General features: G+C 32.6%; 29 protein-coding genes. 5 read left to right on the forward strand and 24 right to left on the reverse strand.

Annotation, left to right across the window (positions count from 1 at the left end):
- Window positions 1–14: 14 nt before the first annotated feature.
- From BN2390_RS17440 to BN2390_RS17485, 10 genes are all read right to left on the reverse strand, one after another.
- Window positions 15–350, reverse strand: coding sequence for a hypothetical protein (locus BN2390_RS17440; protein WP_053985585.1), 336 nt, complete (start codon window positions 348–350; stop codon window positions 15–17).
- A gap of 11 nt (window positions 351–361) precedes the next feature.
- A complete protein-coding gene (locus BN2390_RS17445; RefSeq protein ID WP_053985586.1) occupies window positions 362–715 on the reverse strand; it encodes a hypothetical protein in 354 nt (117 codons plus the stop codon).
- A 19-nt stretch (window positions 716–734) separates the two neighbouring features.
- Complete coding sequence (locus BN2390_RS17450) at window positions 735–1,304, reverse strand: DNRLRE domain-containing protein (RefSeq protein ID WP_053985587.1); 570 nt, start codon at window positions 1,302–1,304, stop codon at window positions 735–737.
- Window positions 1,291–1,629 carry a hypothetical protein gene (locus tag BN2390_RS17455; protein ID WP_053985588.1) on the reverse strand — a complete coding sequence of 113 codons (339 nt, stop codon included), beginning with the start codon at window positions 1,627–1,629 and terminating at the stop codon, window positions 1,291–1,293. Before BN2390_RS17455 ends, BN2390_RS17450 begins: the two co-directional genes overlap by 14 nt.
- Window positions 1,630–1,649: 20 nt before the next feature.
- Window positions 1,650–1,967: a hypothetical protein gene (locus BN2390_RS17460; protein ID WP_053985589.1), complete on the reverse strand. Its 318-nt coding sequence runs from the start codon at window positions 1,965–1,967 to the stop codon at window positions 1,650–1,652.
- 15 nt (window positions 1,968–1,982) lie between these two features.
- Complete coding sequence (locus tag BN2390_RS17465) at window positions 1,983–2,297, reverse strand: hypothetical protein (protein ID WP_053985590.1); 315 nt, start codon at window positions 2,295–2,297, stop codon at window positions 1,983–1,985.
- Window positions 2,298–2,311: 14 nt separating this feature from the next.
- On the reverse strand, window positions 2,312–2,683 hold the full coding sequence (locus tag BN2390_RS17470) for a hypothetical protein (RefSeq protein WP_053985591.1): 372 nt from the start codon (window positions 2,681–2,683) through the stop codon (window positions 2,312–2,314).
- Window positions 2,684–2,754: 71 nt separating this feature from the next.
- Complete coding sequence (locus BN2390_RS17475) at window positions 2,755–3,084, reverse strand: hypothetical protein (protein ID WP_053985592.1); 330 nt, start codon at window positions 3,082–3,084, stop codon at window positions 2,755–2,757.
- 163 nt (window positions 3,085–3,247) lie between these two features.
- Complete coding sequence (locus BN2390_RS17480) at window positions 3,248–4,744, reverse strand: methyltransferase (RefSeq protein WP_053985593.1); 1,497 nt, start codon at window positions 4,742–4,744, stop codon at window positions 3,248–3,250.
- Between the two features lie 77 nt (window positions 4,745–4,821).
- Window positions 4,822–5,991 (reverse strand): AI-2E family transporter, encoded by a 1,170-nt coding sequence (locus BN2390_RS17485; protein WP_053985594.1) that lies wholly within the window; start codon window positions 5,989–5,991, stop codon window positions 4,822–4,824.
- A gap of 278 nt (window positions 5,992–6,269) precedes the next feature.
- Between BN2390_RS17485 and BN2390_RS17490 the strand changes: the two genes are divergently transcribed.
- Together BN2390_RS17490 and BN2390_RS17495 are read left to right on the forward strand one after the other, a co-directional pair.
- On the forward strand, window positions 6,270–6,839 hold the full coding sequence (locus BN2390_RS17490; RefSeq protein WP_053985595.1) for a hypothetical protein: 570 nt from the start codon (window positions 6,270–6,272) through the stop codon (window positions 6,837–6,839).
- 204 nt (window positions 6,840–7,043) lie between these two features.
- The gene (locus BN2390_RS17495; RefSeq protein WP_053985596.1) at window positions 7,044–7,652 is read left to right on the forward strand and encodes a glycosyltransferase family 2 protein; all 609 of its coding nucleotides are present in this window, start codon (window positions 7,044–7,046) and stop codon (window positions 7,650–7,652) included.
- Between the two features lie 163 nt (window positions 7,653–7,815).
- Here BN2390_RS17495 and BN2390_RS17500 read toward each other — a convergent pair whose 3' ends face one another.
- From BN2390_RS17500 to BN2390_RS17510, 3 genes are all read right to left on the reverse strand, one after another.
- The gene (locus BN2390_RS17500) at window positions 7,816–8,835 is read right to left on the reverse strand and encodes a hypothetical protein (RefSeq protein WP_053985597.1); all 1,020 of its coding nucleotides are present in this window, start codon (window positions 8,833–8,835) and stop codon (window positions 7,816–7,818) included.
- Window positions 8,836–8,837: 2 nt separating this feature from the next.
- Complete coding sequence (locus tag BN2390_RS17505) at window positions 8,838–10,475, reverse strand: glycosyltransferase (RefSeq protein ID WP_053985598.1); 1,638 nt, start codon at window positions 10,473–10,475, stop codon at window positions 8,838–8,840.
- A gap of 82 nt (window positions 10,476–10,557) precedes the next feature.
- Complete coding sequence (locus tag BN2390_RS17510) at window positions 10,558–11,610, reverse strand: glycosyltransferase (protein ID WP_053985599.1); 1,053 nt, start codon at window positions 11,608–11,610, stop codon at window positions 10,558–10,560.
- A 120-nt stretch (window positions 11,611–11,730) separates the two neighbouring features.
- Between BN2390_RS17510 and BN2390_RS17515 the strand changes: the two genes are divergently transcribed.
- Window positions 11,731–12,432 (forward strand): hypothetical protein, encoded by a 702-nt coding sequence (locus BN2390_RS17515; RefSeq protein WP_053985600.1) that lies wholly within the window; start codon window positions 11,731–11,733, stop codon window positions 12,430–12,432.
- A gap of 69 nt (window positions 12,433–12,501) precedes the next feature.
- Here BN2390_RS17515 and BN2390_RS17520 read toward each other — a convergent pair whose 3' ends face one another.
- A complete protein-coding gene (locus BN2390_RS17520) occupies window positions 12,502–13,668 on the reverse strand; it encodes an MFS transporter (protein WP_053985601.1) in 1,167 nt (388 codons plus the stop codon).
- 213 nt (window positions 13,669–13,881) lie between these two features.
- Window positions 13,882–16,569, reverse strand: coding sequence for an alpha-mannosidase (locus tag BN2390_RS17525; RefSeq protein ID WP_053985602.1), 2,688 nt, complete (start codon window positions 16,567–16,569; stop codon window positions 13,882–13,884).
- Window positions 16,570–16,707: 138 nt separating this feature from the next.
- Between BN2390_RS17525 and BN2390_RS17530 the strand changes: the two genes are divergently transcribed.
- Window positions 16,708–17,775 carry a GntR family transcriptional regulator gene (locus BN2390_RS17530; protein ID WP_053985603.1) on the forward strand — a complete coding sequence of 356 codons (1,068 nt, stop codon included), beginning with the start codon at window positions 16,708–16,710 and terminating at the stop codon, window positions 17,773–17,775.
- A 237-nt stretch (window positions 17,776–18,012) separates the two neighbouring features.
- On the opposite strand, the gene BN2390_RS17535 is transcribed toward BN2390_RS17530, so the two are convergent.
- The 5 genes from BN2390_RS17535 to BN2390_RS17555 form a co-directional block, all read right to left on the reverse strand.
- Window positions 18,013–18,702 (reverse strand): hypothetical protein, encoded by a 690-nt coding sequence (locus BN2390_RS17535; protein ID WP_053985604.1) that lies wholly within the window; start codon window positions 18,700–18,702, stop codon window positions 18,013–18,015.
- A 114-nt stretch (window positions 18,703–18,816) separates the two neighbouring features.
- Entirely contained in the window at window positions 18,817–19,305 is a 489-nt protein-coding gene (locus BN2390_RS17540; RefSeq protein WP_053985605.1) for a hypothetical protein, read from the reverse strand.
- A 133-nt stretch (window positions 19,306–19,438) separates the two neighbouring features.
- Window positions 19,439–19,705, reverse strand: a complete 267-nt coding sequence (locus BN2390_RS17545; RefSeq protein WP_053985606.1) for a hypothetical protein — start codon at window positions 19,703–19,705, stop codon at window positions 19,439–19,441.
- 114 nt (window positions 19,706–19,819) lie between these two features.
- Complete coding sequence (locus BN2390_RS17550; protein ID WP_053985607.1) at window positions 19,820–20,146, reverse strand: DUF1540 domain-containing protein; 327 nt, start codon at window positions 20,144–20,146, stop codon at window positions 19,820–19,822.
- Between the two features lie 63 nt (window positions 20,147–20,209).
- On the reverse strand, window positions 20,210–20,704 hold the full coding sequence (locus BN2390_RS17555) for a hypothetical protein (protein ID WP_053985608.1): 495 nt from the start codon (window positions 20,702–20,704) through the stop codon (window positions 20,210–20,212).
- Between the two features lie 231 nt (window positions 20,705–20,935).
- Between BN2390_RS17555 and BN2390_RS17560 the strand changes: the two genes are divergently transcribed.
- Window positions 20,936–22,909 carry a methyl-accepting chemotaxis protein gene (locus BN2390_RS17560; protein WP_053985609.1) on the forward strand — a complete coding sequence of 658 codons (1,974 nt, stop codon included), beginning with the start codon at window positions 20,936–20,938 and terminating at the stop codon, window positions 22,907–22,909.
- A gap of 320 nt (window positions 22,910–23,229) precedes the next feature.
- Here the strand turns inward: BN2390_RS17560 and BN2390_RS17565 are convergent, their stop codons facing one another.
- The 4 genes from BN2390_RS17565 to pcp all read right to left on the reverse strand — a co-directional run bounded on the left by BN2390_RS17565 (window position 23,230) and on the right by pcp (window position 26,922).
- On the reverse strand, window positions 23,230–24,915 hold the full coding sequence (locus BN2390_RS17565) for a cache domain-containing protein (RefSeq protein ID WP_053985610.1): 1,686 nt from the start codon (window positions 24,913–24,915) through the stop codon (window positions 23,230–23,232).
- 12 nt (window positions 24,916–24,927) lie between these two features.
- Window positions 24,928–25,635 carry a LytR/AlgR family response regulator transcription factor gene (locus BN2390_RS17570; RefSeq protein WP_053985611.1) on the reverse strand — a complete coding sequence of 236 codons (708 nt, stop codon included), beginning with the start codon at window positions 25,633–25,635 and terminating at the stop codon, window positions 24,928–24,930.
- A gap of 87 nt (window positions 25,636–25,722) precedes the next feature.
- On the reverse strand, window positions 25,723–26,115 hold the full coding sequence (locus tag BN2390_RS17575; RefSeq protein ID WP_053985612.1) for a gamma-glutamylcyclotransferase family protein: 393 nt from the start codon (window positions 26,113–26,115) through the stop codon (window positions 25,723–25,725).
- 165 nt (window positions 26,116–26,280) lie between these two features.
- Complete coding sequence (gene pcp / locus BN2390_RS17580) at window positions 26,281–26,922, reverse strand: pyroglutamyl-peptidase I (protein WP_053985613.1); 642 nt, start codon at window positions 26,920–26,922, stop codon at window positions 26,281–26,283.
- Between the last annotated feature and the right edge of the window lie 72 nt (window positions 26,923–26,994).

Genomic DNA, 26,994 nt, shown 5'->3' on the forward strand with positions numbered 1-26,994 from the left:
AAATCTGTTATGACTTATACAGTATCATAGAATTGTACAGTTACTTCCCCTTGTAATTGTATGTGCGCTTGAGTCTGATTTACCATTCCAGGGCATTCCATCATTACTCCACTTAATATATAATTGGTATTTGCTATTTGATTTGTTTTATAAATAAACTGTTTTTTTATTTCAATAATAGAATTTTGTTGATTAATACTTACTGGAACTTGTAAACTAACGATGAGCCATGCATCTGTATAGTTCTGTATCATATCCTTTAATGCACTAAAATCTATCGTTATATTAAACGTATTCAAATCACCTATAGTTTCTAATGTAATTTGGTTAGGCTGTATACTTATTTGCATAATATCCCCCCTTATAGCTGCTTTATATTATAGACGATGAGTTGTACCTGCGCTTGCGGACTTCTAGTACTATCTATTTCTATAAGTCCTGAATAAAGCGTCGTTAAAGTTACTTTTTGTTTTATAATCTGCGCTACTTCAAATCTATTTGCAATTCCAATAGTCGTTATTGTCTGTATAGAGTTCCCTTGACTCTTTTTTTGTATAGTTGGTAATTCTAAGATCCCCGTTACATAAATCCACATGTATTTAGCAATACTTTGCCATACTACGCTTAAGTCCACTACAACTGTTGCTTCTTCTTCTTGTACATTCACTACAGTAACAGAACCTAATGGAATCAATACATTTTGTGCCAATGTCATCACATCTCCTTTGCAAATCTTATAAGATACTTACTTGAGTAGGTAATTCAATAATATTATGATGTATTGGATATAACCCTTGTTCACAACTTTCATACTGTACCCTCAAAAAGGGATGCATATGCTTGACTTCAAATAGATTTCCTGCAAATCCTACACACGAATATTCACTGTGTCCCTTGATGCACACACCTTTATTTTCTAACTCATTACTCATCCATTTTTCCACAATAGTTGTTACGTCTACTTCTATATAACTCTGCTTCTTGTCTATTTCAAAAACTATTTCATTTGTATCATCTATTTTAGGCCATGTATAACATTCATCATACACATTTATAAAGTCTAATAACGGTGCAATACTATATTCCATTTTATCGTAAAGTTTATATCTATTATTCAGAGGAACTGTAAACAGTATTAGCTTAGCATTTATAATATGTGTAATACCCTTTAATCCCGATAAGTCAATATAAAGTGTACTACTTACGCCTCTTCCTATATATAACAGTTCCCCTGCTTCTTCAATGTTTGTACAGCGTTCATTTAGTATGAAACTATCTATATCCCTCAAATCAATTTGACTCATTTTCCCACTTCCTTTTGCATACTAAACTTGCTTGTGTTCTACATTGTATACTATTAATATCTATAATTTCTCCATATACCAGAGCTTCAAATTCTATTTTATTGTCTTTGCATTCACTATAAATATTACTATAGTCATAGATCCTTACATAAGATGCCTGTGTCGTTTGATCTAGGGTAGCTACTGAGATACTTGTCTTAAGCATTACATCATATCTTGCTAAAAATTGTTGTATAGATAAGCAATCTACAGTCACCAATAAACGTGTTACAAGCCCCCCATTGCCACTTACTAAGTAAGGCTGTATCATTACCTGAATTGACATATACTTTTGCCTCCTTACTTTTAGTTTTGTCCAATATACCAAATTTCCCCTGTTGCATTTATAATTTGATCCGATGTAACTTCTCCAATCGCCATATACATTCCCTCTAATTGTAGGATTCCCTTACCATTTTGATACTGTATTGCAGATGCAGGTAAAGTTTGTGAAATAACTATATGTTGAGAGAGTAGGTCGAAATTTACACTTACAATCAAGTTGCTATCTATTTGAGTTGGAATCGTTCCATCAAAAGATAATGTCATTCCTATTTGACTTACAGGGACTTGATTCCCTGTAATTTGATAAAGAATATTAAATGTTGTATTGATTGTATACATTTTTTATCCCCTCTTTTAATTAGCAGAGTCACTTACATAGGTTATGGTGACCTGCTCATTTTGTAAATCACTAGGTCCTGTATATAATCCTAATAGTGTAAATGCGCCTAGCTGTAATAACTTCTCTTGGCTGATATCACTTAATTTATATATATTCACAAAATAATAGGTCCTATTCTGAAAAGAAAATTGAAATCTTAGAATGAACTGATTACTTAAAGGTGTTTTTACATACTCTGACCAATCCAGTTCCATAGTGACTATAGAGATAGGTACGCCTAATCCAGTTAATTGTTGTTGAATGACTACATTTGTTATACTATATTGCATACTGACTCCCTCCTTTATCCATTTCCTTGTACATGCTGATAAATCCAAATAGTAGCTTGTGCACATTCCTTTACTGTACTTTGGTTATTATATGTACCATTATAGGCTGCATATAACGTTACTATTTTGTCTGTTGGTATAGATGAGACTAACATCTCTTGTGATATACCACTGTTTATAATAGCAGCCTGACCTTGTGAATCTATAATAGGTATACTAAATTGAACTTGTATATAAATATACACTTCACCAGTATATCTATTCGCTTCTTCTAAAATAGTATTCCATATTGAATCTAATTGTACTAAAAGTATTAAATTAGAAGGTTTAACCCCTTTATCTACCGTTGTATTTGATGATATTAATTTAATACAGACATCTGCCATAGTGCCTCCTCATTTCTGCTGAATTATTCAGAGAAGAAGCTATTAGCCAATGGCTAGTAGCTTCTTGCTTCTTAGAAGTTCCAGATTGCTCCGTCGTATACTTTACCATCTGTAAATACTGTAGAAGCTGTTAAAAGAAGTAATGGGTTAACTGTAAATGCTACACCAGCAGTTGCAAAGTCATCTGCTGCTTGCACTTTGTAAGTCCAGCTAAGTGGAACTATTGCACTTGTACCATTTTTAGAATCTACATAAAATTTCAAATTATCATTAGTTGCTACTGTACTTCCTGTAATTTTAACTAAGATGGTATCTAATGTTGGTTCTGTTCCTGCGTTGTCTCCTGTAACTTGTGCATTTGTTGCTTGATAAGTGAAGCTTACTCCTTGAAGTTGTGCCATATTAAAAAACCTCCTTTTATTTTGCAGCTTCTGTTTTTATTCTTAACTAAAGCTGTACTATATACTATTAGGCATCTTTTTAAAGTGTGATTGCTTGTATAAATTATTTTTCAAATTTTAATCTAAAGCACAAAAAAGGCGAGACCTTTTAGGCCTCACCTTTCTAATCTACCTGATTCACAGTAATGATAAACACATAGCTTTCTTCCTTTTTAGAAATAGTCCATGTCTTTTCTAATTGATAATAATGAGGATAGTTTGCTAATCCCCTCTCTACAAGGTCTTTATCTCTAGAATAAAGGATCATTACACTATTTGCTTCCATCATAGTATGTGCCTTTTGGAAGAATAGAGCATATAGTTCTACAATCTCTCCTTGTGTTTTACGTCCTATAGCTGTTGGCATATTGGTAATGAGTTCATCGAACAAGTACTTATGAGTAAAGTCAAAGAAATCTCTATTGATGAGATAGATATCTGTACTTGCCCAATTAGCATTTTCTATTGCATGATCTATCGCCTCACCATAGATGTCTACACCATATAGAACCTTTGCTTTTTCTACTTTTTGTCTTTCAATAAGTATTGTCCCTACACCACAGAATGGATCAAGTACCTGAGCCTCTTCTTTTAAATAGGGTTTCGCAAGCTGCATAGTAAGTGCTGCTGTACTTGGTGCAATACTTACAGCCAAAGTTTTCTTTCTATAACTAAAACGTTTATCTTCTATTGTAAAAAGTTTAAGTAGTACATTAAAACGCCCTTCTTTATTTTCAATAAGACGGATTTCAAATTCATAGTGAGATGTAGAATTGATGAGCTGACGATTTGATATACGCTCAAGCTCACTTGCTAATCGCTTTGTAAAAGTACTACGTTTATCAAGAGCCATTTTACTTTTCACTTCTATTCTAAAATAAAAAGGTGGATAACCTTTGTGACGTGTCAGTAAGAAGTTTAAAAGTCCGCCTTCAAATAAGGTTTGAGCTGCTTCTTCTGGATGAGCTTCTACTGTACTTACCTCTGGAAGTTTAAACAATAAATCGGAATAAGTACGAATACGTAAAATTTCCTTTAAGTCTTCCGTACGTACCATAATTCCTGCACCAAAAGCTTTGGCTTTTCCCTTTGTAATCTGATCTAAAGTAACTTGCTGGTGGTCACGATTGGTGAGTAAAATCATATCTGATAGCACTTTATAGCCATTAAACTCATGTTTTTGAGGTTCTTCTAATTTTAATGTAAGCTGTGTTAATAGACGCAGTTCTTCATTAATATGTTTCTTATTGTTTTCTTCTACTGGTTTACTACTTAATTGAAAGAGGCGCGTCTTTAACACCTCTTGTAAGTCACTACAATCGAAGCAACTTAAGGCTGTTAAATAATCACTTCTTATAAAAAGCTTCTCTTCATTTTCATAAGCCTTCAATAATAATGGTTTAAAATCTTCTATTTTTAAATCGCCCATAATAAGCACTACATTTTTACGTACTTTAGCATCTTCATCTTGTAACAAACTTTCAAGTACACTAAAATCGCCATCTAATTCATAATAAAAAGCACGTTTATTATTAGCGTCTTTAATAAGCTGGCGTAACTCAATAAGACTTTTTCTTACATTTTGTCCTGCACAAATATTACTATATAATGTCTGTATCATATATTCTCCTGACTATTTCAATCTTTTTGTTAGAGTCTGTCTCTTACTCTAACATTATTCACTTTAAAGTACAACCTCTAAGTCTGTTTCTTTATATACGCTTCTGTCTCTATAGGTTTATTCTTTTTTTCAAGTTTGTTTTCAGTATATATTTTAAAAATTTTAAACACTACAGAAAGTGTAGGCACACCCAGTAGTACACCTAAAAATCCAAAAAGTCCTCCTCCAAGCATAATAGCAACCAATACCCAGAAGCCTGATACACCTATAGAATCTCCAATAATCTTAGGGACTAAAATATTGCCATCTATTTGTTGAAGTATAAAGATCATAATACCAAACCCAAGTGCTTGCATGGGGCCACCTGCCATTAAAATAATAAAGACACCTGGTACAGCACCGATAAATGGGCCTAAATAAGGAATAACATTTGTACAGGTTACAATTACACTTATAAGGAGAGAAAACTCAAAGCCACATAGATTCATAGCAATAAAACATAATGTTCCTACAATCAAGGCATCTGTCATTTGCCCTACAAAATAACGCCCAAAGGTATCATCAAAAATCTCTATTATCAAACTAATACGGCTTATAATTTTATCTGAAAGTACTGCGTGCATTAGCTTACAATTACGCGCAAAAAATTGTTCTTTATCTACCAATAAATAAATGGATACAACCGTTGCTAAAAACGTATTCAAAACAGCACCTGTCAGTTTAAAAGAAACGTCTACTAACATAGGAATTACTTTACCTGTAATTTGCAAAATCATCCCAGACACATCTCCTACAAATTCCGATATCACTTGATAAGCATTGCCCTCTACACCATTTTGCAAGAGTAATGTATTTAATGAAGCTTCCAAACTCTTAAAAAACTCTGGTATCTTCTGATAGAGTATATTTAAACTCTGTATTATTTGAGGGAGTACAAAAGAAAAAAGTGAAACCAAAACAAGTAATACAATAAGATATAGAACAATTACACCTACAACACGAATAAAATGCTTAGCAACCTTTTGCCTAAAAACATATTTATCAAGATAATGCTCAATCCATCTTAAGGGGCGCCAAAATAAGTAGGCCATTGCTATTCCTAATATAAACGGATTTAAAATCCCTATAATCTTATGCACTCCACTTGTTACAATATTAAAATTAAGAAGTATAAAGTAAAAACTTATTGAAGTGAGTGTAATCATTAAATAGGTCAATATTTTATTTTTATCAACGTTAAAATGCACCTTTATTCCTACTTTCTTCATTAGTCTCGTTATGTACTAGTATAGCATGTTTACTTCATTACTACCATCTGTAATACACCCTTCTCTATATCCATTACTTTTGTGGTCACTATGCGTATTACACATGATTTATGCTTTTTAAAAAGTATAATTGTATCTATAAATTTATATTTATTTTAAATATTTTTGGCAAGTATACATTCTTTACCTTTACGCATAAAATGCTATAATAAGGCTAAGCTATTCTTAGCTTTAAAAAATATTTTGGAGGGATTTTTATGGAATCAGAGGATGCAGATAGTGATACTGATACCGATAAGTTGATTGGATTAAGTGAAAAGGTATATTCTTGGAGCCCTGATAAACAAGAGCTTTCTATCACCATCACTTATGAGAATCAACGAGTAGGCTATCTAAATGCGGTAATTATGGATGTGGGGTCTTTAAAATCAGGTGGTTTTAGAGATGATAAGCTGAAGTGCCAAGATAAGGAAATCGAAGAGGAGCTCTTAACCTTCTACAAAAGTCTAAGTGACGTGTTAGAAACTCGTGTAGTCTTCTACATTACAGACTTCTTCTTAGAAAAAGTTTATCGTGGCATGGGGATTGGAGGTGACATACTAAACCTTCTTCCTGAGTGGCTAGACACCCATTTCCCAGAGGTCAATGATTTATACCTTTTTCCGTATCCTCTTGAAAAAAGTAATGGAAAAGTAGAATGTGTTAAAAATGTAGACGATAAAAAGTTATTGGAGATGAGAACAAAGCTCATACGCTTTTATTTAAGCCATGGGCTAAGAAGAACACAGACACAGTTTTTATATAGGCCAATTAAGCCAGCTGCATAGATAAAATAAAAACAGGTTGCTGTATAAAAGAGCAACCTGTTTTTATTTTATCTATTATTTTAAATTTTTATTTTACTTTATTTTTATTTTCTATGCTTTAAAAAATTCAATCTAGACTCTCCTATGTACACTTTCCTTTCATTTAACATAAAATATACTAGCAGTGTTATGTATAATTTTCATCTAATGAAAGTGGGTGCTTTTATGAAAAAAGTAAGTGTTTTAATTCCTGTCTTTAATCAAGAAGTTCTTATCAGAAAAGCTATTACAAGTATTCCCCAGAGAGACGATCTAGAAATTATAGTTTGCGATGATGCTTCTACAGATAAGACGGTTCAAGTAATAGAAAGCTTTTCTAATATAAAACTACTAAAGAATTCTATAAATAAAGGTATAGGTCACACAGTGAATAAACTGCTTGACTCCGCTACTGGAGAGTATATTGTTCTTTTAGGAAGTGATGATTATTTTTATACAGAAGTCTTCAATCATGTTATAAATACATTCCTCTATAGCGACATTAACTATGATATTGTCTATTTTAATCTAGAAATAAACAATGGTACTGTTTGGTGCCTTACAGAATCTACTAAATATTACTACTGCGGATCTGTAAAGTTTATTAGACGTTGCTTTATTGGTACTATACGATGTCCTGAAATAAGATATGCTGAAGACTATCCCTTTTTTATAGAATTGATGAAAAAATCCCCTAAAGAAATTTTTACTAATCAGATTGTTAAACATTATAATTTTCCTCGTATAAATAGTCTTGTTGATGAAGTTTTACAAGGATCAACTGTTCAACCCTAACTTCTACAACTTAATTATAATGTTTCTATACTAACATCTTTCGAATCACTTCTAATCACTATCCCCCCTATTTGAGCAATAACATAAGCCAAACTAAAATTTTCTATATTTCACAAAAGAAAAAGTTATTTTAGTTTGGCTTATATTAATGTAACATTGAAATTTATATTTGTTTCAAACTCTCTATGACTTGTCTCTCATTATCTTCATACCACTCTTCATATAAGTTTAAAATTTCATCTCTATGCTCTAAAGCTTTTACTGCTTTCTTATAAATAGCTGGTGCACTATCCACTTCTTCTATCACTAACCAATTTCTAAGCGGGTGCTCTTCAAAATAATGATGATTATTTCCAGTCAAACAAATTACTCCTTGATTGAGACTTTCAAGCGGTAATAATGGGGCACATTCTGTAAAGGTAACATAAAAATTAATCATATTCTTGGCAAGCTCTTCTTGAAATGCCTTACGACTTAGCTGCATTGTATGTTTCACAACAGTAATACCCAGCTGGTTAGCAAAGCATATCATTCTGTCATTAGCGGGGATAAGACTAATTTGAGCTTGATGAAATAAGCTTGCAGCAGCAATTTGAGTATATGCATTTTTAGCCCATGTTTCTCCTGAAGCATAAATACCTATTGAAGTAGGATATGCTAGATTAAAAGACCACCTCTTCTGATATTTATCTACTACTTCTTTCTTTTTTACATGATTTTTTAAATGAATAACTGAAATACCTAGCTTTTTATATACCTCACACATGTTTTGTTTGGCTAAGGCAAGTTGGTCAATATGGTGGTCTTTGGCTAATTGTAGAATTTCATAGTGCCTCACCCAAGAATACTCTTCGTACATATGCGTTGTATTGCCGTGCCAAAAAATAGTAATTTGAAGTTTTGCATCCTGTTGTTTTAAATAACTGCAAAGTGTATTCCATCCTGCTGCAAATCCACTTATTACAATTTTTTTCACATGGGACTCCAAGATCTTCATGCCTATTGCTACAACTTGTTCATAGCTATTTAAGTCCTCTATCTCTATTACGAATTCAAATAATTCCTGCGTAGCATGCTTTACACCTAACCAATGACGATGTGTAATGGCTAAAATTTCTATATCGTGCTTTTTAATATTTTCCATTTGCACTTGAAATGCCTGTACAATCCTATCTTCATCCATTACTAAATCACCTCAACCTTATCCTCATACCCCTGCCCTAACGCTTCCAAGTACGTCTGTTGAATCTTTTCTGATGGGCAAATAACTTTATCTATTTGTCTATAAAGCTTTCTTGTATAATCTAGAGTATACCCTATATGACTACTTGCATAGTCTTCTTGCACCCAACTTATTTTAGCTATAGGCTCTTTTAATTCACTTATAAGCCATACCGTCAAAATTCCACCACATGCCACGATACATTCATAGTCCTCTGTCTCTAATTGTATTATTTCTGGATGTTCTACTTGTTTCCACAATTCATTAATGTTCTTATATATAGTACCTTGAAAACCTTGGATCTCTACCAATGAACTTCCTTGTACAACTGCCTTTACCCCTATCCTAAAGCCTTTCTCTTCTATTTGTTGTAAAAATTTCATAAGCTGTATATCAATTGTACCTACATCATATATAAGGAATAAAATCTTTTTGTACTTCTTGAATAATTCTATCAATCTTTTATGCTCTTCTTTAGAAGGTAAGATATTAAAAAGTGTATCTAAAGAAGGTTCTGTTATATACTCTGCCTTAGTTCGAATATTTTCACGGCTATAAGGATTATGGATAACCTTGAGCTTAGAGCGGTATCTTTCTCCTAAATACTCTATAACAGTTTCTTGCAGCCTTTTTGAAACACATACAATTACATCTATGGTATCATATAATGCTTGCATTGTCTCTTTAGCGTAGCCCCAAAAAGAGTATTTAAACTCACCATGTACCCAATTAACTTTGACTGCATGAGGATTACCATAATTTTTAAAAAGTAAAGGTCCTATAATTCCTAAAAAGCCCACTTCATAGTCATAATCAGAGTCTAATCTTAGCTCTAACGAATCTGCTTCATATGCTGTCCAAAAAGCTTCTTCCGTTGGATAAATAAATCTTATTTTGGCTCTATCATCTAAATGAATAGCTTCTGATTTACTATCAGCAAGAACTAGTAACTCAATCTCATATTTATTATAATCCATAATTTCTAGTATATGTGCAAGAATAGTCTCTGCACCACCTAGTAACATATTCATCATTACAAAAAGTATTTTTGTCTTACGATTACTATCTGGTGGTATAAATAATGCTTCTAATTGTTTTAATATCAATGTTTCATCAAAGGGGAATATTGGACTATTTTCCAACCTATACGTATAGTACGCTCTAAGCTCTTCATCTTGTAACATACGTTTAATCCCCTCATATAATCCCTCCTCCGTATTGTCGACAAGTAAACCATATGCACCTTCTTGAAGTAGTTCACTCGGCCCCATACTTCTTGTTGCAACAATAGGCTTATTTAAATACATACTCTCTACAACAACTCCAGATAATCCTTCACTTAACGAACTACAAACAAATAAATCTGCCTGCTTCATATATGGAAGAGGATTTGATTTGGCACCTAGTAACTTACAAGATTGCTCGACCTCCAGTTTCTGAATCAACTTTTCCAACTCTGAGTGCAATACTCCTTCTCCTATTATAGTTAGTGTATGCTTAATACCTTCTCTAATTAGCCTAGCATGTATATGAATTAGACGTTCATATCCCTTTTCCCAAACTAAACGTCCAACCGTAACAACATGTAATGTCCGTTGCATTTATATGCCTCCCTTTTTATACAAATTACTCTATTAATATATTCTATTTCTAAGCTATTTGTTCTTTTTTCTATATTTCTATCTATTCAAAAGGATAATCCCTTGTCTCTTTAAGCCTTTTAGTATAGTAAGCTCTTAAACTACTTTCGGTTAACATACGCTTAATACCTAAATACAATCCCTTTTGGCTATTTTCTACCAACAAGCCTAAGTCATCTTTTAGAAGTTCATGGTTACCCATAACATCTGTCGCTACTATAGGTCTATATAAAAGCATAGCTTCTATCAATACGAGTGGTAAGCCTTCTCCATATGATGCAGACACTATACAGGTAGCTTGTTGCATCATGATATAGGGATTACTTTGATACCCCATAAGTATACAGCTTTCTTCTATATGCATTATTTGTATCAAATCTTCTAGCGCCTCTTTTTCCTCACCTTCTCCTAGTATAAGTAACCTATGTCTATAACCTTCTTGCTGTAATTGGTTATGTACATGAATTAAACGCTCAAAGCCTTTTTCCGTAGATAATCTACCAACTGATACAACAGTAGGTAACCTCTCTTTCTCATTTCTCTGTTCCCCACTCATCCTTTGTATGACTTCTCTATTAACTATAGGATAAATAACCTTTAAACGTGTTTCAAATGAATCTCCTAAAAAGCGTCTATAATCCTCTTTCACTTGATGAGATACACAGACAAGAAAATTCATCTTTTCATATAACATTTTAGTATAATTAAGTTGAAATCCTTTATGGCTCACTTCATAGCCTGCATGTAGCCAAGTCATTTTTTTCTTACATCCTTGTACTTGACCTACTCCCCAACTTGTGAGTATACCATCATAAGCAATAAGTACATCTACTTTCTCTAGAAAAGGTAGCGCTATACTCCCTTGTTCAATCGCCTTCCATAGTTCATGCTCAGATGCATAAATACCATAGGATTTTATAAAATCCATTTCTTCCTGTTTCAACAAAGTTACTACTTCAACTCTATATCCACCTTTTTTCAATGCCTCCATTAACCCTATGAGACTTTTGGTTACTCCATCATATTTTAGGGTATACATTAGAATCAATATACTTTTATCGTCTTGGAATAATCGGTATAATCCCTCTAAATTCAATCTTACATCTCTCCTTAATTAAATTTCATACTTTTTTTAACAACATAGGACATAATCTTTCATATAATAGAGTGTAAGCCGTTACATTCTATCTTTTTAACAAAGGAGGTTCTATTATTTATGATTATGCGTAATCGTTGTAATTATTACTCTCAACATGTATCATGCGATTGTCCATGTGATTGTTCATGTAATAACTCATGTGACCACTCTTATACTTGTCCATATGATTGCCCTTATCAAGGTTGTCCTTTTTCTTTGCAAGATTTTCAACCTTCATCTACTTCTACTTTTACTTCACGTGCTTCAATGTTTGTGGATACACTTCAGCTCGTTATGAATTCTACTTTAGCTGACTTTCTTAATCCTTCTACCTTTACACTTTACTCAGATAATCTCACTACACCACAAGATATGACTGAAATTCTAAAAATTGGTGATCATAAGTCTCCGTACCTTCAGTTTACAAGTATATCTCCTTACGATACACTTCCTCTAAATAACTTGTATGCTTTTTCTATACAAATTAAAAATCCACCAACTAATCTTCCTATCTTAAGATCTTTACTTAGAACTTATTTCCCTGACTATTCCTGTACAGAACAAAGTTCTCTCCGAAATTCTCTAACTTGTCATGATGGATTTCTTAATGTCAATATTCAAGGAGAAGACTTTACAAACCTTGAGCTTGTTGGTCTATCCGACTTATTAGCTTGCTTCACACAATCTAGTGTAACTACTACAAGCCCTCCCGTTCCCTATTCACGTTTGATTATCACTTATATTAATGATATTTCTGCTGTGGGCCACCCTACCTTCTAAAAAATTAGGGCTATTGCATTGATAATCATAATTTCAACGCAATAGCCCTTTTATATTTACATTAACTATTCACTTTTTTAATCTTATTGTACCTATTACTAAAAGAATTGGAAAAATTGCCGCAGCTAGTAACCCTGCCTTTAATCCTAAGCCTACTACATCTGATACTACACCTGCCATCCAAGGTCCTACTGCTGCACCAATATCTCCAAATACAGCTAATATTCCAAACATGGCTGTTCCACCTCTTGGATAGGTACTTGCCGTAAGGCTAAATGTTCCCGGCCACATTAAACTTACTGATAGACCACATACTGCACATCCTAAAAGGGATACAAAAGGATTCGTTGCAAATACTGTAACAACGTAGCAAAGAATACAAAGAATACCACTTCCCAATAAGGCTCGGTTCAAATTAATCTTACTCCCCCATATGCCATAAATCATACGTCCCGCCCCCATTAAAACAGCAAAAAGACAGGGTCCAAGTAAATCTCCCATCACTTTAGGAACTTGTAAACCTTGTTCTGCGAAAAGTGAAGACCACTGTGACATAGTCAGCTCAGAAGCACCTGCCGCTAACATAAGAAGAAGGGCAATAACAAAACCTTTAGTGGATAAAAGTTCTTTGACTGACATACTCTTTTCTTCCTCGTGAGGTTCAATAATAGGTACCTTTAAAAATCTAGTCACATTATAAAGTGGAATAAGTGCCCATAATATAGGTAGTACGAACCATAAATCACCACCTATTAGTTTTAATAAAAGGGTACTTATAAGTACAACACCTACTTGCCCCCAGCAATAAAACGAATGAAGTAAACTCATGGCTGAAGCCTTTTCATCTCCTGGTAAGAATTCTACAATTGGGCTTACTAAAACTTCTATAATTCCGCCTCCAATTGCGTAGAGCACAACCGCTATCATGAGTCCTATATAAGGATAAGGTAATACTTTTGGCAGTACCCCTAAACTAATCAGCCCTAATGCACAACATATATGTGCTATAACTGTAGCCTTTCTATAACCCATACGATCTACATATTTTACTGTAAGTATATCCACTACAATCTGAGTAGCAAAGTTAATTAAAATCAGTCGTCCTAACATTTCTAATGAAATTTGAAATTGATTTTGAAAAATAATAAAAAGAATTGGTGCTAAGTTATTAACAATGGCTTGAGTAATATAGCCAAAGTAACACGCCTTAAGCGTATGTTTATATGTATATTTCATTTTATTCCCCTCACTTCTTGGGTATTTTTTCCAGACATAATATCTGCAACCCTTCTTCTTCCAGCTTAAGCAAGTATATGCTCTTTGACTCAGCTACATTAGCATTTCATCTAAAATTAGAATTCTATATAATTACTGATTACCTTTTGTAATTTTACAGAAAAATAACGCCTTTGGTCAAACCCATAAGGCGTTATTTTTGTTTATCTTAAATTATTTATCAAAGCCAAGTGTAATGATTTGATATGGATTTACTGTTACTGTATGTTCTACTGCACCATGGTTTTCTTCAAGTAAGTTACTCATGAACATATTCATATCTGCATCTAATGTAAGATTCGCTTCTTTGTCTGATACAGAATACCAACGTGTTACAACATTACCTTCATGGTTAAGTTTAAGTGATGAGTAAATGATTCCGTCTCCTGCTGTTGGTACAATAATTGGTGCGTATTCTTTTACTTCACCAACTTGTACTACTGTTTGCATTGCTGCAAATGGAATTTGGAATTGGTATGCTTCGATGTATGAAGCATACACATCTTTTCCATGAGGAATGATTTCAAACTCAACTTCTTGGTAACCTAAGCATTGTGCTTCTGGTGTTGGGAATACACCCCAGTCCCCAAGTTCACGTGTACCTCTATGAATTGTAAGAGCAATTGTATTTTCTCCATCACGAAGAAGTTCATATTCGTTAAGACCAATGTTTGCAACTGTTAAACCAACATTTTCATCATGTACGTTGATAAATACTTGTTGATGTTGTGCATTACATGGGTTTTTCCATTCTTTAGATGGTACTGTATCACGTTTTGCAACTTCGAAGATAGAGTCTGCATAGTGGAATGGTGTATCAAGTTTTGTAGTAAATAATGCACGTACTCTATGATCGATTGCTTCATTTACAAAGCTTGTTTTAACTTTGATTCCTTTTCCAAGTCTTTCTAATGTGTATACTGTTGTAATTTCCATTGGAATTGTTTCTTCTACACGTTGTGCTTTTCTTCCATTGAACCAAACAAGCTCTCTCATTTCTTTATCAAGTTGTTCATTTGCTGATTTTGGAATATTGATTGTTACTTTTGTTTCAATCTCCGCTACGTGAGGAAGATTTTTCACAACACGCACTTGGGCTTTTGCATCTTTTGATGTAATTGGTTTCTCACCAAGTGGCATGAAGTAGATGTATTCATTACCAAGATCACCATGGTCTTCGTAAATACATTGTTCTTCAAATGTATGACCTGTTGTTTTATCTGTAATAGTGATAGAACCATTGTCTTCTACTTTTGCACTGATAAATGCATTTTCTAAGATACGTCTTTCTTTTACAAGGCTACCTTCTGCTTCTACTTTTGTATCAACAGGGATAAGTGCAAGTCTTCTAATGCCAAATGCTTCTAATGCATCTACTTCAACAGTTACTTTAAGTTGTTGACACATATATGGTTGACGGAATTTGTCTTTTGGAAGGTCATAACCAAAGTGAAGACCAAGTTCTACGATTTCACCATTTACTTCATTTCCATTTTCATCAACGATTTTGTAGGCTGGTACAGCTGCATGGTTAGCATCATCAATTGCGCCTTGTACATAGTTTGGTGCGAAGTATTTTTTAGCTACTTCTACGTTAAGTTCTACTAAACCAGTTTTTGTATGACCTGTTGGATTGATTACAAAGAATGGTTCTGCTTCTTCACTAATATTTTTGAATTTCATTGTATCAAGTTTAGCTTTGATAAATTTCATTGCTTCATCAATAATGTGAAGTGCAACTTGTTCTGCTTTTTCGAAACGAGATACCATTTCTCTGTGTACCTCATCTACGCTACAACCACAAATACTATCATGTGGATGGTTTTGCATTAATACTTTCCAACCATATGTGAAAAGATGGTGTGGGTAGTCCATACCCATTTTATGTGCAAGTGTTGCTACTGGTTCTGCTACTTTTTCAAATAATGTTTGGCATTTCGCATTCATTTGTTTTAAGTAAATACGAGCTGAAGCTGTATTTGCAAGTGTACACCAACCATCTGTTTGTTGGCTTCTAAGTTCTCCGTGGATTGTTACTAAGTTATCTGGAAGCTCAGCTTTAATCGCTTCGATGTACTCTGGGAAGTTTGAGTGAATGAATTCTACATCTTTGAAGAACTCTCCTGCATTTCTTAATGCTTCACTTAAATCTGTTTGAACCGGTTGATGATCACAACCATTCATAAATAACATGTGGTCTGTTGAAGCAAAGTGTGCTGCACCTTCAAGTTTTGAATTCCAGTATTCTACTAACTTTTCTTTATCTGTTGGTGCTTCCATACCATTACAGTACCAGTTTGCAAAAAGTACACCAAGTACTTTTGATCCATCTGGACTTTCCCAGTACATTTCTGAGTATGGAGATTCAAAAGCTTCTCCGCTTACTTCGTTATTGAAACCTGTAGGTTTAACCCCACGACCAAATACTGCTGTTTCGATACCAGCTTGTTGTAACATTTGAGGTGCTTGACCCATGTTACCAAATGAATCTGGGAAGTAACCTACTTTACATACATCTCCGTACATTTTGGCATCATCGTGACCTACTTGAAGGTTACGTACATTTGCTTCACTACTTGTTAGCCATTCATCTTGAAGGATGTACCATGGACCAATGTGAATACGACCATCTTTGATCATTTTTGTTAAAAGTTCACGTTTTTCTGGTCTTACTTGAAGGTAATCTTCTAAAATAATTGTTTGTCCATCTAAATGGAAACTTTTGTATTCAGGATCTTTTTCTAATGTATCAAGTAAAGTATCCATAAACTCGATTAAGAGCATGTGATGTTTTTCGTAAGGTAAATACCATTCTCTGTCCCAATGTGTATGTGAAATAACATGTGCTTTTTTGTTAGCCATTTTTTCGTCCTCCTAGAATGTGGTGGTTCTTGTTTATAAGTAGATTTTAAAAGATAGATAGTCTATAATCAATGGAAGTGATATAAAAAGATGATAAAGTTGGTATACTTGATATATCGTAGAAAGGACTTTTATATTATGCAAAATGAACCATTATATATTAGTATGCGTAAATATTTATTAGAAATTATTGAACAAAACAAGCATACGCCTGACTTTAAACTACCTTCTGAAAATCAATTAGCACTTCGATTTAATGCCAGCCGTATTAGTGCTAAAAATGCTATTTTATCTTTAGAAAAAGATGGGCTTATTTATCGTAAACAAGGTAAGGGAACTTTCATTGCTCCTAAGGCCAGTGAATTCGAGCTTTTAAAAGCTGATAAGCAAAATCCTATGATCTGCTTCATTGTACCGGGTGTAGGTGGAAAATTTATAGGTAAAATTTTAGAAGGACTTCAAACCTTCACTTTAGAACATCATTTAAACTTAAGTATTATGGTTACAGGCGGTGATCAGAAGATTGAAGAAGAAATGATTCGTGTTGCTACTCAAAATAACTGTAAGGGACTTATTATTTATCCTGTTGATAATAATGTCTATAATAAGGAAATTTTAAAACTTAGTTTAAATAACTTCCCTGTTGTTCTAGTAGACCGTTACTTAACAGGATTAGATTTAAGTTATGTTGCTTGTGACCATTTCACTGCAGCTTATAATGGAACTAAGTATCTTATTGATAACGGTCACACCCATATCGGTTTTTTAAGCCAAGATCCTCACTCTGTAAGTTCTGTTTTAGAACGTAGTAATGGTTATCAAAAGGCTCTTCTTGATCATATTGGTTCTTTTGATACCAATCTTCAATTAACTATTGATCATACCGACCCAGATTTTCTAGAAACAGTCTATACTTATTTACAAGATAATCCTAGTCTTACTGCCCTTATCACAACAAGCATTGGCTATGGTCTCAACCTTGTACCCTATTTGCAACAAAAAGGGATTCATATACCTGAAGATCTAACTTTAATGCTTTTTGATAATGAATTTGAAGGCTACTTACCTCTCCTTTCCTTTAAACCAATTATTATTGATCAAAATCCTTATGAAATAGGACTAAAGGTAGGTGAGGTTTTATATCGTCTTCTTTATAGAAACCCAAAACCAAAAAAAATTTTATTAAAAGAATCTATTCTGTATTAAATTTTATAGTTGATATAATCTTATCTTTTTATATTATTATTCTAAGTATTTTTATTACAACTATAAGTATATGCTTTTATAAATGTGAGGTCGTTCAGATAATTTTTGCATCTCTGTATCTAAAAATAATGAATTTACTAATGACGAATCTAATATATAGATTGTAGATAACATTTTCTATTCCTTTCTAAAAAAGCTGGTACACAAATAATATGTACCAGCTTTTAAGATAACTACTTATGCTTGATTGATAATAATTGTTACATTCACAAGATTCAGAGTAAAACTTGTATCAGCTGGTGTCAAGAGACTACCTACTCGTATTGTATCTCCAGCTGCTACATTTACTAATGTTGTTCTTGTAATAGGAATTTGTGTACCCACTGCCGGAAAAGCTGGTGTAGCAGGTTGACTAGAACTTGTACCCGCTGCTACTGGACCTCTTAAAGTAAGAGAGGTTGCTGAACCATTTGCTGCATTACCATTTTGATACAATTGAATTGTATAGTTACCTGTTTTAGGAGGTGTACCATACGTAACTGCTGATGGTACACCTGTAAAATTAGCTACTACTTGATAGGTGATAAGATATGAGCCAGCTTTATTAAATGTAATAGTATTTGTGCCCGGTATAAAGGCAATAAGAGGGTTCCTAATTGGCAAATTAATATCCCCACTACCACTTGCAAATGTTACATATATCGGCGTTATACCTGCAACAATAGCTGGTTGTGGTACACTTCCAATTAACTGGGCTGTCAATGGCATATAGGGCACTGGATATGGGCATGGTGGCATTGGACCTGGGCATGGTCTATGACATGGACACTCACATCCACAGTTACACCTATTTTCACAGCATGTATTTCTGTTACAATTACAGCAAGAATTATTGTTTTGATAATCCATATTACGGTATTGTGACATTAAACGACACTCCTTTTTTTTCAGACTAGAAGCATAATTTTTCTACTTCTGCTATTATAATATGTGATTATAAGCTATAAGGTGAATACTGTGTCATAATAGTAAAGATTTAGTCTATTTATCTTTTGGTATCCCAATTAAAAAACCTATACTTCCACTTACAAAACTTCTAAACTGGGAGATAGTTGCAAGGGCATCATCAGGTAACTGAACTAAATCTCTTGCTATAATTAATACAAGCAGAGAACTAATACCTATAACTGTTGCAATAATTACTTGTATATTATTGGTCTCTTCTTTAATTGGTTCATCTTCGTTTTCATTTTCTTCTTCTAGCTCTTTACATATACATTCAATCTTAGCTTGTTTCTTAGAACGTTGTTTTTTTGTGGTAGGCTTTTTAATCATAAAATTACTTCCCAATAAATAGCCAAATATAGAAGCCATTGTTGTTCTTACTACTATATCAATAGCAGCAGAATGTTTTCCCCCTATTGGCGTAAATAGAGAATATGCTGAATCTATAATTAAAATAATCATAAATAGCATAACGCATTTATCCCTTAAACTAATGTCTCCGATAAATTTCCTTATCTTTTTCACACACTCTCTCTCCTTTTCAACTTGTACTATATTTTATGCTACTCTTAAATGAAATGAGAAAGTTAATTATAAATTATTTAGCGTATAAAAAAAGCAACCTCATGAGCATTTATACTCCTGAAGCCACTCTTTTTTAAAGACATAATTTATTTTGTAAACAATGTAAAATATCACTTCTAGAAATCATCTCTATCATTCTTTCTGTATCTTCATTAAATAACTGATAAAGCCTTGCAACACATTCTAAAAGTTCATCATAACATTCAAAACATAATGTAGGATTAACGCCATCAGAGGTTACTAACATTTGAAATCTTTGATCTTCTGGTAATGTTGAATCATATAAAGTATGATTTTCATCTATTTTACCACAAGCAATACATTTCACTGGTTTTTTCATCATATTTCCTCCCAAGATTGTTTTTATTTTATTATACCCCTTTATAAAATTATAAAAAACAACCTATGTTACGTATAGTCAATAGATTATTAAAAGACAAAAAAAGAAGAAGCCTTAGCTTCTTCCACATCTAAATGTTCCACATTGTGTATCATGACTACAAGTACAAGTAGATGCACCTGCTACACCTACTTCTTCAGCATGACATTCTGTATGATGATTAAAAATACAGTTGTCTGCTGTACATTTAATATCTACTACTGCTTGAGCCATATGTTCTTGATTACTTAATGTATACTCAGTAGAATCAAAATTTGCACAACATGTATCTTCTACATTTGTTGCTTGTTTTCCATTTCCATCAATTTCAATATAGTTCAAACTGCAGTAGTCTTCCTTATTATAAGAACAGTTTGTTACTGTACAACGTAATTTAGGCATACATATCCTCCTCTAAAATCGACTTGTAAAATTAGTATGCCTCATTTATTATATTTTATTGTTTTAAATTTTTGTATTTTCAAGGGTTTTAATGGTAATTTTAAGCTCTTGAATACGCTCATCTATCACACAATATAGACTTTCGTCTAATACCAATGTAAATTTATAAGTATTAAACTTTTCAATAAAACTACCTGTTGTATAAGTCTTAGTATCTTCTTCTGTCTTACCTATATAAAATAATTCATTTGCATTGACATAAATTACTTCTATATCATCAAATGTAAGAAACTTATATCCCCCTACACTAATTCCATACTTCAAAAATAACTTATTCATTTCTTTAATTTGTTTCAATACTTCTTTACCACTTTTATAATGAGACCCGTCTAATTTGCTTATTTCATCTTTAATTTGCTCAAGTCCTAAGCTACTTTCCTTATAAGTCCCTATTAATAAATTCATTGTATTTTTAAGTTGCAATTCCGCCTCTGATTTAATAGGCTTAGGTTTTTGTTCTCCCTTACCTTTACTAGGAAATTGATAAACTTTTGCCATCCTACTTACCTACTTTCTTTTATTTCTAATAGGTATTATATCATACCCTAATACGAGATTTAATCTTATCTTTTGTGTAATTTCTACTATATTTATACTATTTTTACTATATTTTAAAACTTTCACACAAAATATTTGTTGATTCAAAAACATATGTTATACTTATTTTACACATTTATCTACACTCAATTCTATATATTCATCTATATTTTATACTAAGGTGGGGAAAACATGAAAAACTCAATCCAATTTAAACTCTTAGCAAATATTTTAGTGATTACTTTAGCAATTATTTTAGTGATGTATTTTTCACTTAGCTCTATCCTTAAAACAGTTCTAAAAGAAAGTAATTTAGAACATATTCAAACCCTTTCTACTTGCGCAAGAGATCAGATTGAACTTTATACAACAAACAATCTTAATATTGTCGATGCCATTGCTAATAACTCTATCTTAGTTGACTTACAAACTACAATGAATGAAAAGCAAAACTTTTTAAGAAATAGTGCTTCGAAATATGGTGCCACCCAAATAGGTTTAGTTAATTCTTCAGGATTATTATCTTTTCCTGACCAAACTACACAAGATATAAAAGATACAACCTATTATCAAAACTTAATGCACGGTAAATCTGAGGTATTTGGCCCTTATTATACAGATGACCAAAGTGAATTTTTAATTGGTTTTACTGCCCCTGTGATACAAAATGGTAGAGTAACTGGTGGTGTTATTCTCTATAAAAATGGTCTTGACCTGTCTCAATTTATAAGCCAATTTAACTTTGGTCAAAACGGACATGCTTATATCTTAAATACAGAAGGCACGCTCATTGCTTCCTCTAAAAATACACTAGATGAACAAGAAGTATCCATTGAAGATCGTACGCTCCTTCATCAAGAAATCTTAGATAATAAATTAGGTACAACCACTTATTCATCTTCTGACGGAGAGCTTTGTCTTTCTTATCTAAATGTTCCTTCTACTGGCTGGAGCATCGTTTTAGAATCCTTAGAAAGTGATCTATTTGCTAATATGTATCGTATTTTAAATACATTACTTATAATTAGTATTATAGCTATTCTTTTAGCCGTCTTAGGAAGTAGCTTTATTGCACGTAGTCTTTCTAAAAGGCTCTCTACTTTTAAACAAACTTTTGAACAACTAGCTACTGGTGATTTTTGTATAGAGCTTAATCAAAAAGAACTTCAACAAAAAGATGAGATCGGAGCTTTATATCAAGCTTTAAATCAATTCATGCACTCTATGCAAGATATGCTTTTAGCTGTTAAAGAAAGTAGTGCTACACTTTCTTCACATTCTGATGATCTTCTTATGACTTCTTCTGCTCTCCTTCACTCTTCTGAGTATATTAATGATACTTCTCAAGACATTGCTCATGGGACTACACTTCAAAATAATGATCTAGTGATTGTGAATCAACTAGTTGAAAATGTAAATGAGCATATTCAAGAAGTACGTCTAAGTCTCGATAACATCACAACATTTATCCAAGAAGTAAATCATTCTACTTCTATTAGTACTGCAGATATGGAAAAACTTTCTACTTCTTTGATAAACTTTAATGCTATTTTCTCTAATCTATCTGAAAGCATTATGTCTATGAATACTAAAATGTACGCCATTACAGACATTACACATATTATCAATGGAATCTCTGAGCAAACCAACTTACTTGCTCTCAATGCTGCCATTGAAGCTGCCAGAGCTGGTGAAAGTGGACGTGGTTTTTCCATTGTTGCCACTGAAATCCGTAAACTGGCTGAACAAAGTAAACTGGCTGCTCAAAATATTAATCATGTTATTAAAGATGTCATTGGAGAAAATCAAAATATTATCTCATCCAACGAAGACCTAGCCCATGAACTTAATGCCCAAAAAGAACATGTTTATAATACACTCGCATCATTTCAAACTATTATTAGTGGTGTAGAAGAAATTACACCTAAAATCACGGTTATTTCAGGAAAAACTACAACGCTTAATAATGAAAAAGAAAAACTCTACCACAATATTAAGAATATCACTACCACTTCTATTAAAATTGCTTCAAAAGCTGATGACGCCTATACAGAAACTACTTGTCTTCAAGATGCAAGCCAACAAATTAATGAGACAGCCTCTCACCTAACTTATTTAACCGAGCACCTCGGCAATAAGATGAAGCAATTTAAGCTTAATCATTAGGTTTATCTATCATATTATGTCAAACTATGTCGTAAATTTTATCGAATTTGCACTTAAATGATGCATTATTACAAAATTACTTGTTTAAATCAGTTTTTGTGATAATCTATTGTCAAGGGAAAGCCCCTTACTTTCCCTCTCTTATGCACAAAGTCTTTTGATCGGCTCCCCTATTTTCGATCAACTCTACATATATAGCATAAACCCCTAAAACGTTAATATAATACTAACTATAAATGATTTTGTTGCATAAGCTATCCCTTACCAAAATAAAAGAACCTACCTACATTTCCCTTATCTACATGTAGTTAGGTTCTTTTTTAACATTTAGGCTTTGGTAACATCACCATTAAGCTAAATTCACTTATTTCCTCATTATAGCTCCATTTTACATTTCCACCATAATACTCTGTAACCTTGTAAATAATTTGCATTCCATAGCCATGGCCTTCTTTTTCTAATTTACGAGTTAAAAATCTTTTTTCTCGTATCTTAGGTTGCTGATCACAAGTATTAATAAGCTTTAACACCATCCAACTCTCATTAAATGTATAAGTAATAAATTTAATTTGTTTAATTTCCTTATGACTAATATGCTGTATTGCATTATCTAACATATTGCTCAATAGACTTACTTGATCTTTTAATTTTATAAAAGATAAATCTATAGGTTCAATATCTAATTCACATTCAATACGGTTTTGATCCATTATTCCAAGTTTCTCACTTAAAATAACATCTAATATTTCATTACCTGTTATAACAGTATGCCTATATTTTTCAATTTCTACGTTCATACTTTCTATGTATTCTATCACTTTATCATCTGAAGCATTTTTAGCTAGAGAATGTACACATATCAAATGATTCTTTATATCATGAATAATTGTATTTCCACTATTATATTTTTCTTCTAATAGCTTATAGTGTGCTTTACTTATTTTTTCTCTCTCCTCTATAAGCTGCTTCTCTTTTTTCATATGATAAATCCAAATAATACTTCCAGCTGTTCCACTAAATAGCATGACCCCTAAAATATTAATAAAACTTATATCTATTTGTCTTTTTATACCTTCTGCAAGATAATTACTATTTTCTTCTACATAAGCTGTTATATCATCAATATAAATTCCTGCCGAAATAATCCAATTATAAGGTTTATAAAGCTTAGTATAGCTAATTTTCAAGGCAACATCATTACTGTCTTTCTTTTTATAGTGATAAGTATTCCATGATTCACCTGTTCTTTTTATATCTTCAAGCTCTTTTTGATATGGAAAATTCCCTGTTTTATCAATACGATATGTAGATAACAAGTGCCCTTCTCGCTCTGGCATCGTATGGTCCACAATACATCTAGCGTAGTCTGTACCACCGTTATAGTCTAAAATTTCGCTAACCCATATATAAATATCCTTCCCCATTCCCATATTACGGATATCATTTAAGGCTAATTCCTTAGCTCTTTCTTCTATAGCTTCTTTTGTAAGACCGAAAATAATTACTGTATCCTTAGATTGTATATATCTTATAGCATGTTTCGCAAAACCTTGGGTATATTTTGCAAGTTCAGCTTGACTCATTTGTATGCCTTCTAATGCACGATTACTGCTATATCTCACACTATTATTTTTACTATCCCATATAATCATATCTGCTTGAAGCTGATCACATGATTGCTGTAAACCCAACTGTTCCTCAAAGTCTTCTCTTATTATCTCATCTTTAATTTCTATATTTTCAAATACATTACCAAATGTTTGTAAATAATAGTCAATATCCTTTTCCAAACGTGCTTTTTCTATTTCTATTTGACTATAAACAATGTCAACAACCTCTTCTATGCGTCGTTTTTGTTTGTCAATTAACATTTGATGAAAATTATCACTTACAACCTTATATGTATTTTCTGTATCCATTCTATAAATAATAGCTAAACATATTCCTACTATGAAGATCAGTAAAATAATAATGCTAACTACGCTTGCTTTTCTTGCCCACTTCAATACCTATTCCCCCTATTTAATATTATCTATGTAGTTAACAAACTCTTCCTTAAACTTTTTATATTTTCTTTGTGAAACATAGATGATTTCATTGTCTGTCAAAATAATTTTTTCTCTATCTAAGTGTTTGACATATTTTAAATTTACCAAATAACTTGTATGTGGATTTGAAAATCCAAAGCCTTTTAACTTTTCATTCCACTCACTTAAGGAAATAGTAGTCTTATAAGTCTCATCCCAGGTATGAATAATAACTTTTCTTGCTTCTATAGCCAAGTATTTAATTTGAGCTATCTGAATACGTTTTATTTCTCCTTCACTCTTTATAATAATACAATTTTTATTTTTTTTAATTGCTTCTATAAGCCCTATCATTGTTTCATGAAATTCTTCTATCTGAATTGGCTTAAGAAGATAACGATAAGCTTTCACTGCATATCCTTCAGCCCAAGAACTTTCTAAAGCTGTCAAAAATACAATTTGTATATTTTCATTAACTTTCCTTATACTTTTTGCTATTTCTACACCACTTACCCCCTTCATTTGTATATCTAATAAAAGAATATCATATTGATTAAAATCCTTTTTCAGTAGTTCTTCCCCTGAAGTATACGTATCTATTTTTAGAGAGATTTTAATCTTTTGTTGTAGGTCATTTAGCATTTCTTTAATCTTATCTTGCCATATTATTTCATCTTCACAAATAGCAATCGTATACATTGTACACCTCACTTTATGTCTATTTTATGCCAATTTTATTATACGAACCTTTAAAGTGAAATGCAAGAAATGCCTAATAATTCCCTACTATTTCACAAATTTCTTCCAATCTCCCGATGAGATGTATTTCCCTTTATTTTTTGCTTCCTCTTCATTAGCATAAGTATATACCCAACACCATTCTTCTGTTCCATCATCTAATATCGTTTTATGCTTTGTTCGAATGTATAAATTATCCTCTCCTTCTCCAAAATAGCCTTCTAAAAAGTCTAAGCTCCTAAGTAATTTATCTTGGTTTATAGTCATCACTTCACCATGTACTTCATCTGTTCCTCTAATAACAGCCGGATACCCTGCAGGTAAATGATAAAGTTTTCCTTTTATTGTTCCATTTTGAATATGACGTACTCTATTTTTAAGCACTTTGTCATGATTCCAAAAATCTTGACGAAGTGAACCGTAAACAAATATTTTTTCCATGTGTTGTCCTCCTTGATGTCAAACTAAAAAGAAAAGGTCTGTAACCCGCGCCTTGGGTTACAAACCTTTTCTTTGGTAAGTGAATCATAATAATAGACTTTTAACGTTGATAATCTTATTATAAGATTGTTACTTTAAAAAATATAGATGTAATATTTGGTTACACTAGCAGATTGTTCCTGCTGCTACTTTAAGATCTTCCTCTACTTCACTGATTGTACGTAAACAAATTTCAAGACCTTTTGTAATATCTTTTACTGACATAGATGGCATGTTTGGTTTGGCTACAACTTGTCCTGGGATATATGGTACGTGGATAAAGCCACCTTTCATATGAGGATAGCGTTTGTTAATCATATAAAGTACACCATACATAACATGGTTACATACAAATGTCCCTGCAGTATTAGAAAGTGAAGCTGGGATACCTGCTTTTACCATTTCAGCAACCATTGCTTTTACTGGTAAATTGGTAAAGTAGGCATTCTCACCATCAGCAAATACGGGTGTATCTACTGGTTGTTTGCCTTCATTATCTTCAATACGTGCATCATCCACATTGATTGCTACACGCTCTGGTGTAATTCCAAAGCGTCCACCTGCTTGACCAATAGATACAACCACGTCTGGATTGTATTGTTTGATGGCCTCTTCAATTTTTTCTAAACTTTTATTAAATACGGTTGGAATCTCTAGTTTGATAATTTCTGCTTTTCCAACTGTATCAGGTAATTTTTTTACTGCTTCTAATGCTGGATTGATTGCTTCTCCACCAAATGGATCAAATCCTGTAATAAGTATTTTCATACTAGCATACCTCTCTTTCCTTACTTAAACTCTTATCTTATACTTAAATTCCTAGCTTATCTATATAGCTGA

The organism is Niameybacter massiliensis (assembly GCF_001282685.1).
GTDB classification, from domain to species: Bacteria; Bacillota; Clostridia; order Lachnospirales; family Cellulosilyticaceae; genus Holtiella; species Holtiella tumoricola.

Excerpts from the sequence above, each read along its gene's own strand:
- BN2390_RS17440 (WP_053985585.1), bottom strand. The coding sequence starts at position 350 with ATGCAAATAAGTATACAGCCTAACCAAATTACATTAGAAACTATAGGT.
- BN2390_RS17445 (WP_053985586.1), bottom strand. The coding sequence starts at position 715 with ATGACATTGGCACAAAATGTATTGATTCCATTAGGTTCTGTTACTGTA.
- BN2390_RS17450 (WP_053985587.1), bottom strand. The coding sequence starts at position 1,304 with ATGAGTCAAATTGATTTGAGGGATATAGATAGTTTCATACTAAATGAA.
- BN2390_RS17455 (WP_053985588.1), bottom strand. The coding sequence starts at position 1,629 with ATGTCAATTCAGGTAATGATACAGCCTTACTTAGTAAGTGGCAATGGG.
- BN2390_RS17460 (WP_053985589.1), bottom strand. The coding sequence starts at position 1,967 with ATGTATACAATCAATACAACATTTAATATTCTTTATCAAATTACAGGG.
- BN2390_RS17465 (WP_053985590.1), bottom strand. The coding sequence starts at position 2,297 with ATGCAATATAGTATAACAAATGTAGTCATTCAACAACAATTAACTGGA.
- BN2390_RS17470 (WP_053985591.1), bottom strand. The coding sequence starts at position 2,683 with ATGGCAGATGTCTGTATTAAATTAATATCATCAAATACAACGGTAGAT.
- BN2390_RS17475 (WP_053985592.1), bottom strand. The coding sequence starts at position 3,084 with ATGGCACAACTTCAAGGAGTAAGCTTCACTTATCAAGCAACAAATGCA.
- BN2390_RS17480 (WP_053985593.1), bottom strand. The coding sequence starts at position 4,744 with ATGATACAGACATTATATAGTAATATTTGTGCAGGACAAAATGTAAGA.
- BN2390_RS17490 (WP_053985595.1), top strand. The coding sequence starts at position 6,270 with ATGGAATCAGAGGATGCAGATAGTGATACTGATACCGATAAGTTGATT.
- BN2390_RS17495 (WP_053985596.1), top strand. The coding sequence starts at position 7,044 with ATGAAAAAAGTAAGTGTTTTAATTCCTGTCTTTAATCAAGAAGTTCTT.
- BN2390_RS17500 (WP_053985597.1), bottom strand. The coding sequence starts at position 8,835 with ATGGATGAAGATAGGATTGTACAGGCATTTCAAGTGCAAATGGAAAAT.
- BN2390_RS17505 (WP_053985598.1), bottom strand. The coding sequence starts at position 10,475 with ATGCAACGGACATTACATGTTGTTACGGTTGGACGTTTAGTTTGGGAA.
- BN2390_RS17515 (WP_053985600.1), top strand. The coding sequence starts at position 11,731 with ATGATTATGCGTAATCGTTGTAATTATTACTCTCAACATGTATCATGC.
- BN2390_RS17520 (WP_053985601.1), bottom strand. The coding sequence starts at position 13,668 with ATGAAATATACATATAAACATACGCTTAAGGCGTGTTACTTTGGCTAT.
- BN2390_RS17525 (WP_053985602.1), bottom strand. The coding sequence starts at position 16,569 with ATGGCTAACAAAAAAGCACATGTTATTTCACATACACATTGGGACAGA.
- BN2390_RS17530 (WP_053985603.1), top strand. The coding sequence starts at position 16,708 with ATGCAAAATGAACCATTATATATTAGTATGCGTAAATATTTATTAGAA.
- BN2390_RS17535 (WP_053985604.1), bottom strand. The coding sequence starts at position 18,702 with ATGTCACAATACCGTAATATGGATTATCAAAACAATAATTCTTGCTGT.
- BN2390_RS17545 (WP_053985606.1), bottom strand. The coding sequence starts at position 19,705 with ATGAAAAAACCAGTGAAATGTATTGCTTGTGGTAAAATAGATGAAAAT.
- BN2390_RS17550 (WP_053985607.1), bottom strand. The coding sequence starts at position 20,146 with ATGCCTAAATTACGTTGTACAGTAACAAACTGTTCTTATAATAAGGAA.
- BN2390_RS17555 (WP_053985608.1), bottom strand. The coding sequence starts at position 20,704 with ATGGCAAAAGTTTATCAATTTCCTAGTAAAGGTAAGGGAGAACAAAAA.
- BN2390_RS17560 (WP_053985609.1), top strand. The coding sequence starts at position 20,936 with ATGAAAAACTCAATCCAATTTAAACTCTTAGCAAATATTTTAGTGATT.
- BN2390_RS17570 (WP_053985611.1), bottom strand. The coding sequence starts at position 25,635 with ATGTATACGATTGCTATTTGTGAAGATGAAATAATATGGCAAGATAAG.
- BN2390_RS17575 (WP_053985612.1), bottom strand. The coding sequence starts at position 26,115 with ATGGAAAAAATATTTGTTTACGGTTCACTTCGTCAAGATTTTTGGAAT.
- pcp (WP_053985613.1), bottom strand. The coding sequence starts at position 26,922 with ATGAAAATACTTATTACAGGATTTGATCCATTTGGTGGAGAAGCAATC.